General features: G+C 44.9%; 11 protein-coding genes and 1 tRNA gene. 4 read left to right on the top strand and 8 right to left on the bottom strand.

Going from position 1 to position 14273, the window contains the following annotated elements; translation table 11 throughout:
- Window positions 1-185: hypothetical protein (locus QZW82_RS30060; RefSeq protein WP_293157328.1), on the top strand; the 185-nt coding region annotated here is incomplete at its 5' end.
- A gap of 86 nt (window positions 186-271) precedes the next feature.
- Here the strand turns inward: QZW82_RS30060 and QZW82_RS30055 are convergent.
- Window positions 272-916 carry a hypothetical protein gene (locus tag QZW82_RS30055; RefSeq protein WP_293157331.1) on the bottom strand — a complete coding sequence of 215 codons (645 nt, stop codon included), beginning with the start codon at window positions 914-916 and terminating at the stop codon, window positions 272-274.
- A gap of 711 nt (window positions 917-1627) precedes the next feature.
- Here QZW82_RS30055 and QZW82_RS30050 point away from each other — a divergent pair.
- Window positions 1628-1700: transfer RNA gene (locus QZW82_RS30050), tRNA-Ile, on the top strand.
- Window positions 1701-2041: 341 nt separating this feature from the next.
- Here QZW82_RS30050 and pyrR read toward each other — a convergent pair.
- The 4 genes from pyrR to QZW82_RS30030 form a co-directional block, all read right to left on the bottom strand.
- The gene (gene pyrR, locus QZW82_RS30045; RefSeq protein WP_293157325.1) at window positions 2042-2575 is read right to left on the bottom strand and encodes a bifunctional pyr operon transcriptional regulator/uracil phosphoribosyltransferase PyrR; all 534 of its coding nucleotides are present in this window, start codon (window positions 2573-2575) and stop codon (window positions 2042-2044) included.
- A gap of 399 nt (window positions 2576-2974) precedes the next feature.
- On the bottom strand, window positions 2975-4054 hold the full coding sequence (gene cbiB / locus QZW82_RS30040; RefSeq protein ID WP_293157322.1) for an adenosylcobinamide-phosphate synthase CbiB: 1080 nt from the start codon (window positions 4052-4054) through the stop codon (window positions 2975-2977).
- Between the two features lie 109 nt (window positions 4055-4163).
- A complete protein-coding gene (locus QZW82_RS30035) occupies window positions 4164-4565 on the bottom strand; it encodes a GFA family protein (protein ID WP_293157319.1) in 402 nt (133 codons plus the stop codon).
- 33 nt (window positions 4566-4598) lie between these two features.
- Window positions 4599-5042, bottom strand: coding sequence for an Rrf2 family transcriptional regulator (locus QZW82_RS30030; protein ID WP_293157316.1), 444 nt, complete (start codon window positions 5040-5042; stop codon window positions 4599-4601).
- Between the two features lie 267 nt (window positions 5043-5309).
- Between QZW82_RS30030 and QZW82_RS30025 the strand changes: the two genes are divergently transcribed.
- The gene (locus tag QZW82_RS30025; protein ID WP_293157313.1) at window positions 5310-5696 is read left to right on the top strand and encodes an AbrB family transcriptional regulator; all 387 of its coding nucleotides are present in this window, start codon (window positions 5310-5312) and stop codon (window positions 5694-5696) included.
- 616 nt (window positions 5697-6312) lie between these two features.
- Here QZW82_RS30025 and QZW82_RS30020 read toward each other — a convergent pair.
- A complete protein-coding gene (locus tag QZW82_RS30020) occupies window positions 6313-6444 on the bottom strand; it encodes a hypothetical protein (RefSeq protein WP_293157310.1) in 132 nt (43 codons plus the stop codon).
- Window positions 6445-6572: 128 nt separating this feature from the next.
- Between QZW82_RS30020 and QZW82_RS30015 the strand changes: the two genes are divergently transcribed.
- Window positions 6573-10265: a PAS domain S-box protein gene (locus QZW82_RS30015; RefSeq protein WP_293157308.1), complete on the top strand. Its 3693-nt coding sequence runs from the start codon at window positions 6573-6575 to the stop codon at window positions 10263-10265.
- Window positions 10266-11051: 786 nt separating this feature from the next.
- On the opposite strand, the gene QZW82_RS30010 is transcribed toward QZW82_RS30015, so the two are convergent.
- Together QZW82_RS30010 and QZW82_RS30005 are read right to left on the bottom strand one after the other, a co-directional pair.
- Window positions 11052-12443 (bottom strand): hypothetical protein, encoded by a 1392-nt coding sequence (locus QZW82_RS30010; RefSeq protein ID WP_293157306.1) that lies wholly within the window; start codon window positions 12441-12443, stop codon window positions 11052-11054.
- Between the two features lie 172 nt (window positions 12444-12615).
- Complete coding sequence (locus QZW82_RS30005; RefSeq protein ID WP_293157303.1) at window positions 12616-13719, bottom strand: site-2 protease family protein; 1104 nt, start codon at window positions 13717-13719, stop codon at window positions 12616-12618.
- Between the last annotated feature and the right edge of the window lie 554 nt (window positions 13720-14273).

Below are 14273 nucleotides of genomic sequence, written 5' to 3'. Positions count from 1 at the left end.
TGCAAGCTTTTCGCGGTGTGACATATTTTGTCATCGCTAGGTGGTATTTTTGTTTTCAATCCATAGTGCCAGCTTTTACAATGATTTACCAGGAATTTCGAGGAAATTATTTACTTTATGTCAACAGTCTGGAGGTTTGGTCTCCTTTTGTCTTGTACCATTTTCCCAAAAGAATGCAACTGTAGACCCGTGATCCAAACACTTCATTCATGAGTCATTCCCAATTGCAAATCCCAAATCCCCAATCCCCAATCCCCAATCCCAACTGCTATTACTTTGCCACTGGAATGCCAGATATTTGCAACTGTAATTTTTGGCCTGGATAATCTGTCAGCGTCAGCGAAATTTCCTTCGCATTTTCCAGCAAAGCTGTGGGAATGCTCACCGTACCGTAATACACCTGCCCGTTGGGTGGAAGTTCCGCCGGCAAATCCTCAGCAGTCGCCGAAAGAGCCCGCCCTTGATTGTCAGTGACGTTCAAGAAACTGTAGAGAAACCTGACAGCTTGGGAACCTTCGTTTTTCATGCTCACGTCTAGCATCATCGAGTTGCTGCGCTGGCTGGCAGCGCTCACTTCCAGAGTTACTCCCCCGTCGCGACTGTTCAGGGGAAACTTGGCGCTGGTATTTGCCGCAGCCGGTTTTTTGGCTGTGGCAGATTTAGAGTTTGCTTTGTCTGCTTTAGTATTTGTCGCGGCTGTTTTTTTGTCTGGATCGCGACCTTCTACCCGCGCTTTGACGGTTTTGAGAATGTCTTTTTCTTTCAAAATGCTCACTTGGTCTTTGCTAGCCGCACTTCCCTGCTTACCGCTGCCAGCATTGTTGCTGGGGCGAACATCAGGTTGAGTCGTTCCTTTCAAGGCTTCGCGACCTATAGTAAATCCCCAAACAGAACTCGTCACACCTGCTCCAAACATCAGACCGAGCAGAATAAGAGTCAGCACTACCGTCGAATTCACCTTTCTTCCTCCCTGGAGACTTCCGCCAAAGCTGTACTCGGCTTGGCGGTGAGAGAAAAGGGAGGCCAGGGTCTATACTGCATTATGTATCTCCATAAAAAGAAACCGTTGCGCCTCAAAAGTGGTTATTCTCCCTGGCATACCTGCTTACATTACAGGATAGAGGCTGCTGATATTGTTCTTTCGCTTACCCGCCTCAGTGGGGCGTTTAATTTGGGGATTGCTCCCTCTCGGATTGCTCCGGTAATGTTAGCTTCGACAAAGTTAGTGGTCGGTACTTTCTCGCTTGGCACTGTCTCCCAAATGACTGTTTAACCTAAGAGTTTTAGAGCTACGGACTAGCTACGCATCCGTAGGTAAGAACTTAAACGCTTGCCACTAACGTAGGCATTACTGCCTGAGTCTGGTCAACTAGGGCTATCTTTCAAGCCCCCGTTATAGTCGGTACTCCGATTTAACGGTGGGTTGTTGACTGCCATTGCCTATAAAGTTGATTCCAAATCCTAGAAACTGCTAATTCCAGTCGATCGACTCCAGCACAGAGTTGTGATGCAGGCGATCGCGGGTTCGGCAGATCTAAAAGATTTTGATTTTTGTTCTATAGTTCTAGCACGGACTGGGAAATTATGTTATACTACTTTTGAGTTGGATAGACACAAGTCGATCTAACGGCAGTTGGCCGAGCGGTTTAGGCAGCGAACTCATAATTCGCCCCAGGCAGGTTCAACTCCTGCACTGCCGATTTTATGGTACGTAGTTGCGCTTCAGCGCTCTTTGATCTAAACAATAGCGCCCAAGCCCTCAAGGTACGTAGTTGCGCTTCAGCGCTCTTTGATCTAAACAATAGCGCCCAAGCCCTCAAGGTACGTAGTTGCGCTTCAGCGCTCTTTGATCTAAACAATAGCGCCCAAGCCCTCAAGGTACGTAGTTGCGCTTCAGCGCTCTTTGATCTAAACAATAGCGCCCAAGCCCTCAAGGTACGTAGTTGCGCTTCAGCGCTCTTGTCTATATGAAAGAGCGCTCAAGCGCAACAACGTACCTAAGTCAGTTGTGTCCCCGATGTTTCGAGGTTAACGGGCGATATCAACCCTTAATCAATTCCACTCCGTCGCGCCCGTCAAGTTCTTGAACATAAACCTTAACTTGTTCTTCCTTGGCTGTCGGCAACTTTTTGCCTGTGAAATCCGGCTGAATCGGTACTTCTCGGTGGCCGCGATCGACTAATACCGCCAACCAAATTTTCTCCGGTCGCCCGTAATCGTTTACCGCATTCAAAGCCGCTCGAATTGTTCTACCTTTATATATAACGTCATCTACCAACACCACCGTTTTGCCGGTCAAATCGAAAGGAATTTCTGTTTTAGCCGGTGTCCGCAGGGCAACTCGATCCAAGTCATCTCGGTAAAACGTAATATCCAAAGCACCCACGCATACTTTGACCTGTTCGAGGACTTCAATTTGAGCTGCCAACATTTGAGCTAAAGGCACTCCTCTAGTATGAATCCCCAACAGCACTAAGTCCGAAGGAGCTCCTGATTTTTCGACAATCTGGGAAGCGACGCGGGTGAGAGTCCGCCTCACTTCATCCGGGGATAAAATCTTGATAATTTTAGTCATTGCTGGCTGCGAGCTAATGGTTGGCTGTTGGCGAATCGAAGGATTTTAGAGTTTAGAGTTTAGATTGATTGGACAAATTAATCTCAGGGTTGGAACAATTTTAGATGTGAGACTTCGGCTTCAACAGTTGACAGTTGACAGTTGACAGTTGACAGTTCAAGAGCGAACTCTACCATTAACTCCCAAGATTGGAGTAATGAATAGTCTGATTTTAATTTCTCCCTCAAAGACTTGGGGCTTTCAACCAATTCTTTCTGGTAAGTGCCAGCGTCGAACGATTTGAGATGTTAGGTTGAGTTGACGGTTGAATCTGGGAGTAGAACTACTAACTTCCAAACTTTTTTGGCTCTTCCAGACTACTGTCGGAGGGCTATATCTGTTTGCGTGTCAGTTCTATTGTTAGGGAACAAAAGATAATAAAGTATAAACAAGCAATGATAGTCCCAACCAAATCAGAAAGCAATACCGAGTTAATTGCAATGCTCGGTCAATTTTTTTCGGTGCGATCGCACTTTGAGGCTCGCCTAACAGCGGTTTGTGTTTGATAACTCCCCGATAGGAATTTGTACCTCCCAGTTGTACTCCCAAGATGGCGGCGTAGGCGCACTCGCTCCAACCGGAATTGGGACTGGCATCTTTAACAGCATCTCTCTGACAAATCTGCCAAACGTAGATCGGTTTGCCAGATATCAGGGCTAAAGTAATCACTGTTAGCCGGCAAGGAATCCATGTCAGCACGTCTTCTAGTTTGGCGCTAAACCATCCTAAATCTGTGTATGGTGCTTCTTTGTAGCCGACGGTAGAATCTAATGTGCTAGCTGCTTTGTAGGCGATCGCACAGGGAACTATCGCCAGATGCCACATCGAGTCAGGAGCGATCGGTCGATCGATAACAGTTAATAATAGATGCGGCAGAGCGAACCCAACTAATCCATAAAATAGCGGGGCAGTCACGCCATCCACTGCATTCTCTGTTACAGTTTCTAACAATGCTCGCAGAATTTCTGGCTCAGATAAGTTTTCGGTATCCCGGCCGACGTAAAGGCTCAACCTTTCTCGCGCCTTGACTAAATCTCCAACATTTAAAGGGGCTAGCACGTCCTCGGCAGCCGCCCTCAAACTGCGACCGGCAAAACAGCTAGCCAGCAAAATGGTTTGTAGGGCAATGCCTAAAACAGGATGCACCCAACTAGCAGCAACGACGATCGACCAACTGACAGTATAACTGCCTATAATCAGCCCGATCGCTAGTATTGTACCAGCACATCGTAGAACCAGTTGGTGCCGCTCGCCTGGAGGACGATCGCCGGAGCGAGACATTTTGTCTGCGGGATTGTTGCAGATATTAAAGACAAATCGAGTATAGCGGTCGATCGCCCAACCCATCGCCTGTACCGGATGCGGCCAACCCCAAGGATCGCCGATCGAATAATCCAATACCGCAGCTAAAATCAAAACAGTAAATTCATCCGGCATCATTATATATAGTGTTAAACATGATAGTCCGTCCGATCGCTCAAGTGCGATCGGGTAGCTGCTGTTTTAACTGCTGCTACCAAGAGCGGAGTGTGATTTTTTAGAGCCGATTTTAACTGCTGAGATGACTTTCGTCGTGCAGTTCGTGTACGTTCTGTTCCCAATTAACACCGTCAAAGGGTAGAATCTGAAATTGGGAAACGGCATAGTCGTCAAGACAGCGGACGTTGACATCGAATTGATCCGGATGCGATCGGGGACGATAGAACGAGTGAATGCCACAAATCCGGCAGAAAGTATGTTTAGCAGTGCCTGTATTAAATGTATAGGTTGTCAAAACATCTTCCCCGCAGAGCAAGGTAAAACGTTCCGGCGGCACAATCAGGTGCAAAAATCCTTTCTTTTTACAGATAGAGCAGTTGCAGTCAGATGACGAGTGTTTGTCAACCGCGACTGTGAAGCGGACAGCACCGCAATGACAGCCACCGGAGTAGGTAACAAGTGTTGCGTCCATGTTCTCGGGCGATCGAATAAATGAACTTACCATCTAAATGATAAAGCTAGTTTCTTCTCCGAGAGCAGCTTGCCAACTGCGGACATCATAGTATAAGTCTTCGAGGGAAATACTGTACAGCGCGACCGCAAGTTTTTTGTGCAATCGGTTCCACAAACTGAATGTTACCCAGTCCTCTGGTTGGGTCGCGTCAGGAGAATGTCGAGGTAAAGGTTCAATAGTTTCCCCTACAGCCTCTAAGATTTGTCCTAAAGAGATTTGAGCTGGCTCCCGAGCCAATTGATATCCTCCCTGGGAGCCCCGAACAGATTGGACTAAACCGGCTCGTCGCATTTCAATCAGCAATTTTTCTAGATATGGAGCGGGTAACTCCTGTCGGTTCGCAATCGATTTCACCGATGTCGGCCCGAACCGAGGTTGCAAACTTAGATCCAGTAGAGCTTTGACACTGTAGTGTCCGCGTGTGGTTAACTTCATGGGATTTTAAGAGGGGGGCAAATATTCAGCTAGCTGATAGCTGATAGCTTATGCTACCTAGTTTAGAGATTGCTCGCACGCTCCTGGCAGCTACTCCTGAAGAAAGACTCCACCTTGTTAAAAATATTTAGACAATAGTGGTTAACAATTGAGCCGATCGGTGTAATATAGTTTTACAACCAGCTATAAAGCTAAAGTTTCTTGGTCAAACCAAAAACCAACCGAGAAAAAATCCGTACACCACTTGAATATTTCAGGACTCAGTAAATGGCTAAAAAGAAAAATATCGAACCCCTTGAAGGCGAAGATCTGATCAAAAAGGTCAAAGACCTAGAAAATCTTACCAAGGAAGAAAAAGCTAGGGCCTGTGGCTACTACACCGTTACCAAGAACGGCGTAGAACGGGTCAACATGATGAAATTCCTGAATGCGCTGATTGATGCAGAAGGCATTCAGCTAGATGGGAAGCAAAACGGCAACGGACGCGGCGGACGCTCGGCTAGCTATCGGATTAGCGTTCAATCTAACGGCAACTTACTGATTGGAGCTGCCTACACCAAGCAGATGGAACTCCAGCCGGGAGATGAATTTGAAATTTCTCTGGGACGCAAGCACATTCACCTGCGCCAAATCGATCGCGAAGAAGTATCCTAGGTCTTTACAATTTGCTTTGAATTCTTGCTTGAACGGGTTGGTTTGACTTCAAGCATTGACTGCTGGCAAAGAGCGGGCTCTGAAATTTTGCTCTGAAATTTTTCAGTGCGCCTAAAACAGTATGGATTCTATAGATGGCAATGGCTCGACAAAAGCCAGTGCTACTACTTTATATTTTCTGAGAATACCTATTCTCGCCCCTCGCTATATCCGTTTGGACAAGCGAGGGATTTTCCGCGTAGCTGTTGAGAGTTGAGAGTTGACAGTTGACAGTTGACAGTTGGGAGTTGCTCGAACAACGAAGAGGGAAGAAGGAAAAGGAAGAGGTTCGAGGGAAGAGGTTCGAGGGAAGATTTATTTTATAGGGGATTTAAGGGATTTTACGGATGAGGTTTGAGGGAAGAAGTAGCTTGCGTTAAGGTAAGAAACCAAACTTGGCAAAGAAAATGGCGCAGGTATTTTCAGCCAAGAGTATGTAATACCAGTTTTAAAAAAAGAATAGACTGGAATTGCATATAGCCTTTCTCAGAAAGATGAGGTATGACTGACAGCTTATATAACCGCCTAAACTAAGAGGGCTGAAGCCCAACAACGTACCTCATCTTTCAGAGAATCGCTATAAATCTTTGATGCAAGAGGGCAACCGCTTCGCAATGCAGATGTATTTCCCGATTGGAGAGCGACTTTTCCAATCTTGTCTGATGCGACTCTCGTGCTGGCGATCGCAAACACGAGCTCGATCGTTCATTCCCACATCTAAAATCTAAAATCTAAAGTCTAAAATCGACTGACACCCAAGCAAGCAGCTTCGATCGCCCTAGGTGAAATTATGGGTCGAAACAGTTAGAGTGTTAGGGAGCAATTAGTCACCAGCCTATGCCTTTGTCCCGATTCGCCTTTCAAACTGTCCGACAACCCACAAAAATACCTCTGCGCTGCGTTCTAGTAGGCTCTTTTGTGGTGCAAATCGTCGCAGCAGTCGGGATGGTCGGATATTTTTCCTTTCGCAACGGACAAAGAGCAGTCGAAGAGCTTGCCCAGAAGCTGATCGGGGAGACGGGGAAAAGAGTTGAAGAAAAGCTGAGTGGTGTTCTCGAAAATACTCACTGGGTAAATCAACTCAACGCTGAAGCGATCGACCGCAGGGAATTAAACTTACAGTTAGAAAGCCGCCAGCCTCGGGCAGAAAAGTTCCTTTGGCAGCAAATGCAATCGTTTAAAAGCATTCAGTGGATGTCCCTCGGTTCTGAAAAATCAGGAGAATGTCTCGCCATTTGGCGCAACCCTAAGGACAAGAGCTTGCAAATTGTCGTCGCTAACAAATCTACCAACTCTCAGAACATTTACTACGCGACAGACAACAGAGGAACAGGCACGGTTAAATTAAAAGTAGAAGCAGGAACCTACGATGCTCGCCAGCGCCCTTGGTACAAAGAAGCTGTCGCAGCTAACAAACCAATTTGGACGAGCATTTACCCCGGTTTCACTCCGGGGACTGTGTTTATTGCTGCGAGTCAACCGATTCGCGATCGCAATGGTAAATTGCTGGGAGTTAGTGCGGTAGACTTTTCGATCTTGGAAATTCAGCAATATCTCCATCGCCTCAGGTTTAGCAAAACGGGGGAAATTTTCGCGATCGAACGATCGGGCTTGCTGGTTGCCAGTTCGAGTCAAGAATCACCCTTTAGAAAGATGTCGGGAAAGTCGCAGCCGGAGCGGCTGAATGTTTTAGACAGCAAAACTCCTGTTATTCGTACCGCAGCTAAGCATTTGTACGAATACTTCGGGGGCTTTGGCGAGATTAAGCAGCGGCATCAACTGAAATTTAACCGAGACGGGCAGGATTATTTTGTGGCAGTGGTGCCTTTTTCTGATAGTTACGGTTTGAACTGGCTGATTGCGATCGCAGTTCCCGAATCCGATTTCATGGGGCAAGTTAACAGAAATACCCGCAATACGATTGTACTTTGTGCGGCGGCGCTGCTGCTATCGACAATTGCCGGAGTTCTGACAGCTAGGTGGGTAACGCTACCGTTGCTGCGTCTCAACGCAGCAGCTAAGGATATTGCCCAAGGAGAATTCGATCGCACTGTTGGCGTGAGCAGGCTGGATGAAGTCGGTAAATTAGCCCAATCTTTTAATGAAATGGCCGCTCAATTGAAAAAGTCTTTTGAAGCTTTGGCGTCTAGTGAAGAAAAATTTGCCAAGTTGTTAGAAAGCTTGCCCGTTGGAGTCACAGCCCTGACTCCCGCAGGTAGCACTATTTTTATGAATTCGGTGGGAGAAGAGCTCACTGGCAAAAGGGCAATGCCAAGTACAACCGCAGCAGGGCTCTCAGAAACTTATCAGCTTTATGTAGCAGGCACCGATCGGCTGTACCCGATCGATAAGTCCCCGTTTGCACGGGCTGTGAGGGGTGGAACAATGATTGTTGAAGATATAGAAATTCGCCCCGGTGGGAAAATTATTCCTTTGCAAGTGCGATCGATGCCGGTGTTTGACGCTCTTGGCAATGTCCTGTATGTGATTATTGTTTTTCAAGATATCACCGATCGCAAACAAGCAGAAAAAATATTGGCTGACTACAACCGGACTCTGGAAATTGAAGTAGCTTCGCGCACAACCGAGTTAGCCGAAATCAATGCCCGCTTGGAAATCGAAATTGAGGAGCGCAAGCAAGCTACAAAAATTATCCGCAAAGAGCGGGACTTTAACTTCAAGATTATCGAAAATTCTCCGATATTTTTTGTGGCGATCGACCGTCAGGGTAAAATCCTGCGGGCGAATGACTGTATGCTGCAAGCTGTGGGCTATACTGCCGCAGAAGTTATCGGCAAAGATTATTTAAATACATTTGTACCAGAGGGCGATCGAGCCGGATTGCACTCGATTTTTAAGGGCGTGACAGCCAGCCCGCAAACGGTTAGCGAACACCAAATTCTCACTAAGTGTGATTCCCTAGGGGATAGCTACGCCGCGCGTACTTTATTAGTAGAGTGGCACGGTACGCCCGTTTTGGATGAAAATGGCAATTTTGACTTTCTTTTTGGATTTGGGATCGATATTGGCGATCGCAAACAAGCACAATTAGCCTTGCAAAAAAGCGAAGCTCTGTTTCAGAAATTAGCGATCACAGTTCCCGGAGAACTTTACATATTCGTCCAGCATCCCGACGGCTCGGTAAAGATGGAATATATCAGTCCGCTGTGCCGGGAAATTCAAGAATTAGAGCCGGAGGAAATCCAGAATAACTCTGCTCTACTCTACGAACAAATGCACCAGGACGATCGCCCCAGTCACTTCGAGGCAATTACCAAAAGTGCGAACGATCTCGAACCATTTTCCCACGAGTGGCGGATTGTGACAGCATCGGGAAAACTCAAATGGCTGCAAGGCTATTCTCGCCCGGAATTGCGCGAAAATGGAGATATCGTCTGGCACGGCATAATACTTGATATTAGCGATCGCAAACAAGCAGAACAAGAACTCAAACAAGCCAAAGAAGCCGCAGAAGCTGCCAACAAAGCTAAAAGCATCTTTCTCGCCAACATGAGCCACGAATTGCGAACACCCCTCAACGCCATTCTCGGCTTTGCTCAATTAATAGAACCCAGTGCTAATTTAACTTTGCAGGAACAAGAGAATATTAAAATTATTCGTCGCAGCGGAGAACACTTGCTTCAACTCATCAATCAAATATTAGACTTATCTAGAATTGAAGCTCGACGCATGACACTAAACCCAAAAAACTTTGACTTGTACCGTTTGTTGGGCGACGTGCAAAATATGTTTCAACTTCCCGCACAAAATAAAGGATTGCAATTAATTTTCAACCGCTCGCCCGATGTTCCTCAGTACGTACAAGCTGATGACGTTAAGTTGCGACAAGTGCTGATTAATTTGTTAGATAATGCCGTTAAATTCACCCAAAAAGGCTCAATTTCAGTAACAGTAAGACCCACAATAGAAGTAGCTATGTCTCCAGAAACAGATAATAATATCAATCTATCAGAAACTCAAAAAAATAATGCTTTTATTTACTTTGAAATTGCCGATACAGGGTTAGGAATTATCCCCGAGGAATTAGACAGTATATTTGAATTATTCGTGCAAAGTTCATCTGGTCAAAAAGTTCAAAAAGGTACAGGTTTAGGATTAAGTATCAGCCGCGAGTTCATCAAATTAATGGGCGGTGACATTACCGCAGAAAGCGAAGTTGGATGCGGCACAGTCTTCAAATTTGATATTCAAGTTGTGACGGGAGTCGGCCCTGTTGAACTTATCAATAAATATGTTACATTAAATAATTTATCGGAGAGTTCAACTCTTGCTACCGAAAAAATATCTGATAGTGCTGCAATCTTTACGTTGGACTCGAAGCCGCAAGTTTCCCCAGAATGGACGCGCAATCTCAAACAGGCAGTCCATCAGGCTGACTTCGATTTTATTGCCAAAACAATTGAGGAAATTCGCAGCGATAATCCTGTTTTTGCCGAAGTTTTGATGAATCATTTAGATAATTTTGATTATCACAAGATACTCGATTTGATTGCAAAATTTGAGTTGTAGGGTATACCTAATGACTAATGACTAATACCATTTTTTCTCATCATTTCAAAGAGCGCTGAAGCGCAACTACGTACCTGCTCGCTCCGAGTGGACAGTGACGCACCTGATACTATTTGTGACAGTCGTGCCACACAATTTTTTTTGAGCTGAGTTAAATGGAGAGTTGTTTGCTCAGGCGATGTGTAATACCAATTTACTATGAACTTGCACTTAATATGGTTTCCAAGATATAGTCCCAACCATATTTGGTATTCTTTACTTTACCATGTATGAGCGTGTACTTTCATTGTGAATTGGTATCAGGTGCGTCGCTATCAGATTGTCGCTCTTTTCTTGGGGATTGTTCGCAGGATCCGCACCCTACGAATACTACTTTACCATGTATGAGCGTGTACCTTGATAGTGAATTGGTATCAGGTGCGTCGCTATCAGATTGTCGGTTAAGTTTAGAGATTTTTCGGGTGCATCTCACTTTGGCAAATATATCCGTAGGGGCGAAGCATGACCGCAGTCAATATGGGATTATAACTAATAACTTATATGCGGTCATGCTTCGCCCTCTTCAAAAACCAGATGCACCCGATTTTTCGTGGCGACGCACCCTACGAATACTAAGCTAAGAGGTAAGAGGGGCTGAAGCCCAACAACGTACCTCATCTTTCTGAACACCGTTATATCAGGTGCGTCGCTATCAGATTGTCGGTTAAGTTGAGGGATTTTTCGTGGCGACGCACCCTACGAATACTAATGACTAATGACTAATGACTGATGACTAATGACTAATGACTAATCTCGAACTTTTGAAATTTGTTTGTGCTGAGAAAAAACTCGACAGTTATTGAGATCAATAAACAACTGTTCTTCTTTATGCTTGTCTGACATATTCACTAGATTGTATTGAACATTGTCTCCATAAATAGTTAGAGCAATCTGGCAAACTTCTAAAAATTTAATTAGCCACTGACATTCAGCAGCGGAGTTATCTTGATAGTATTCAATTAATCGAGCAAAACAAAGTTCTAAGTAGGTTTGGGAATACGGCGAGATTAAAATTATCTTTAGCATCAAAATCGCTAGCGTTAAAGGATTTAGTTGAGTCGCGAAAATTAGAAATAAGGCGGTTGGTTCCCCAGAATTTTCCACAGTCAAACATTTTATTAGATGATTGCAAGTTCTGAGCAACAGGCTACTGTTCAAAATTTCTTCGTCATTCTGGGGATGAAAATTATCTAAAATATTGATGAGTTGTTGGTGATAAATATCAGAACTATTTTTTTTTTCATTGTAATAACATAAATACTTAATCAGAGATTCCTTGAACTGCTTGTAGGTAATATTTTGACTGTGACTGATAAAAAGATTGGCTAAGCTACGATAGTTCAACGAGCCTCGGTTGACCAAAATTATTTTGATTAAACGCAGGGCTTCCTCTCCTAAAAGTGTGGGATTATGATAATTTTTAAATTTGAATGTGGCTGACTGAGAGCGAGATGTATACATTGCTAGGTCAAACTTATACTTGTCTTTTAACTTCTGGGACAAGAGTTTGGCAGTTTGGCGTGCTTCGAGGGTGTTTTTAGTATCGAGATATTGAGTGGCTAGCAAATAAGGCTGATAGCGAGAAGTCCAGTGCTTTTCTACGGGCTGGTAGTCGCCGTACTTCAATACAAATAATTTGATGTTTTCATAGTCTTGGCTGCTGACAAAGTTTGTCAGCCACACTTTCAGTCTTTTGAGAATATTGTCTGCGTGAGGCTCGCTGAGGGTTCTCTCGCTAATAATTGTAATTAATTTCCGAGCAAGTTCGTATTGTTTGTTGGATATCCAGTTATTTAATAAGATGTATGAGCAGCGTTTAAATAAGTTGTTAAATTCTTGTTGACTGTTAAATTCAATTATTGTGTATAGGGATTGAATTAATTTAGGGTGAACTGGAGCAATTAGTTCTATAAAGATTTTTTTGAATTCCTGGAGACTAACTTCTGGTTCCGAGTTGTTGATGTGATATATGAAAAATTTGTAAAGGATCTCTTGAGATGCAAAAACTGTCAGCTCCGATTTTTGTAATTGAGCTGTTGGTTGAGACGATCGCGCCTGGGGCAATATATTGTTTGTGAGAGTAGGGAGAACTTTTGACTCTTGGGTTTCGGATTGAGAGGTAACGTTCTGAGATGGCATACCGTCCTCGCTCAGATGATCAATACACTATTATAGTTATTTATTGCTGCTTTGCAGCTAATAATTTAGTATTTTACTTGACTTTTGGGTAGCTACAGTTAAGCCCCCCGATCGCCCTTTTGGTAAGGCAAATCGAGGGGGTTAACTGTTATTTGTCAAGTATCTGAGGGTGTCAAGCAGGGTTTGCTTGAGCTCGTCTTTGCAGGAGGCGGGCAATCTCAGCTTTTTCTACAAGCCCGACTAGGACGCCGTTTTCGCCTGTGACGGGGAGTTCTTGGACTTTGAGTTGTTCGAGGAGGGTGACGACTTCGAGGAGGGACAATTCGGGTTTGACTGTGGTGGTAAATTCGATCGGCTTCACGAGCTCTTTAACCAAAACTTGCGGCCAGCTTCCGGTGGGGATGGTTTTCATGTCGTCAAGGTCGATCGCACCTACCAATTGTCCCGCATCATCGGTAACTAGGAACCGGCGCCAGGTGTGAGTGCTACCGATGACGTAGTTGTTGGCAAATTCTCTGAGGGATAAGTTTTCTGGGACGATCGGGCTTTCGGCAGTCAAAGCATCTGCGGCTGTCAGTCCTGCGAGTTCATTTTGGACTGTGGCATACTGTGCAGACTGACCTGCATTTTGCAGCAAGAACCAACCGATTACTAGATTCCAAATATTGCCGAAGATGCCTGTAGCAATGGCAATCCAGCCAATGATTTGACCGACGCGGCTGGCAAAAATTACGCCTTTGTAAGGGTTGCCGGTAATCTTCCAGACGATCGCTTTGAGGATGTTACCACCATCGAGGGGCAAGCCGGGAATTAAGTTAAATAAGGCTAAAGCTAGGTTGATGGAAGCTAAAAGTTGAACGATTGCTGCTGCGGGGCCTGTGAGGGCTGCACCGACGCCGATAACTGTTAACAAACCAGCCAAAAATAAGCTGACTAACGGGCCTGCAATGGCGACCCAAAATGCTTCTGCTGGGGTTTTCGATTCTCTTTCTAAATTAGCCAGTCCGCCAAACAGAAATAGCGAAATCGATTTCACGCCAATTCCTTGTTTGATAGCTACCCAACTGTGTCCTAATTCGTGGGCTAAGACGGAAGCAAATAACAGCAGGGCTGCGAATAATCCTAACAGCCACGGTGCTACGGGGCCTAAGGCGGGAAACAGGCCAGCTAGTGCACCGCCGTACTGCCAGGTTACTAAACCCAGAACTAAGAACCAAGATGCGTTGACATAAAAGGGAATTCCAAACAGGTTGCCGACGCGAAATGTACCGTTCATAATGGCTACCTCTGATATTATGGGTGAGAGTTTTTTGCTCTCTGTTTCCTTATCGTAACGAAATGTAACTGAGATGTTAATGGTTGAATTAGGGTGGTATCCGTCTGTTGAGGTTCGGTTTTGGGAATAATCACCGTCGAGTCAGGTTTGTAGTGAGGACTTCAGTCCTCTGAATGAAGGACTAAAGTCCTTACTACGAAAAGGTTTGTAGTGAGGACTTCAGTCCTCTGAATGAAGGACTAAAGTCCTTACTACGAAAAGGTTTGTAGTGAGGACTTCAGTCCTCTGAATGAAGGACTAAAGTCCTTACTACGAACCGAAATTAAGTTAATTATCGATCGCATCTTCTCCCAGCAGGTTTGATCGTTCGGACTTCAGTCCTCTGAATGAAGGACTAAAGTCCTTACTACGAAAAGGTTTGTAGTGAGGACTTCAGTCCTCTGAATGAAGGACTAAAGTCCTTACTACGAACCGAAATTAAGTTAATTATCGATCGCATCTTCTCCCAGCAGGTTTGATCGTTCGGACTTCAGTCCTCTGAATGAAGGACTAAA

This window comes from Microcoleus sp. bin48.metabat.b7b8b9.023 (assembly GCF_013299185.1).
Classification (GTDB): domain Bacteria; phylum Cyanobacteriota; class Cyanobacteriia; order Cyanobacteriales; family Microcoleaceae; genus Microcoleus.
This window is presented reverse-complemented; position numbering and strand designations above follow the sequence as displayed.

Excerpts from the sequence above, each read along its gene's own strand:
- QZW82_RS30055 (WP_293157331.1), bottom strand. The coding sequence starts at position 916 with ATGTTTGGAGCAGGTGTGACGAGTTCTGTTTGGGGATTTACTATAGGT.
- pyrR (WP_293157325.1), bottom strand. The coding sequence starts at position 2,575 with ATGACTAAAATTATCAAGATTTTATCCCCGGATGAAGTGAGGCGGACT.
- cbiB (WP_293157322.1), bottom strand. The coding sequence starts at position 4,054 with ATGATGCCGGATGAATTTACTGTTTTGATTTTAGCTGCGGTATTGGAT.
- QZW82_RS30035 (WP_293157319.1), bottom strand. The coding sequence starts at position 4,565 with ATGGACGCAACACTTGTTACCTACTCCGGTGGCTGTCATTGCGGTGCT.
- QZW82_RS30030 (WP_293157316.1), bottom strand. The coding sequence starts at position 5,042 with ATGAAGTTAACCACACGCGGACACTACAGTGTCAAAGCTCTACTGGAT.
- QZW82_RS30025 (WP_293157313.1), top strand. The coding sequence starts at position 5,310 with ATGGCTAAAAAGAAAAATATCGAACCCCTTGAAGGCGAAGATCTGATC.
- QZW82_RS30020 (WP_293157310.1), bottom strand. The coding sequence starts at position 6,444 with ATGAACGATCGAGCTCGTGTTTGCGATCGCCAGCACGAGAGTCGCATC.
- QZW82_RS30015 (WP_293157308.1), top strand. The coding sequence starts at position 6,573 with ATGCCTTTGTCCCGATTCGCCTTTCAAACTGTCCGACAACCCACAAAA.
- QZW82_RS30010 (WP_293157306.1), bottom strand. The coding sequence starts at position 12,443 with ATGCCATCTCAGAACGTTACCTCTCAATCCGAAACCCAAGAGTCAAAA.
- QZW82_RS30005 (WP_293157303.1), bottom strand. The coding sequence starts at position 13,719 with ATGAACGGTACATTTCGCGTCGGCAACCTGTTTGGAATTCCCTTTTAT.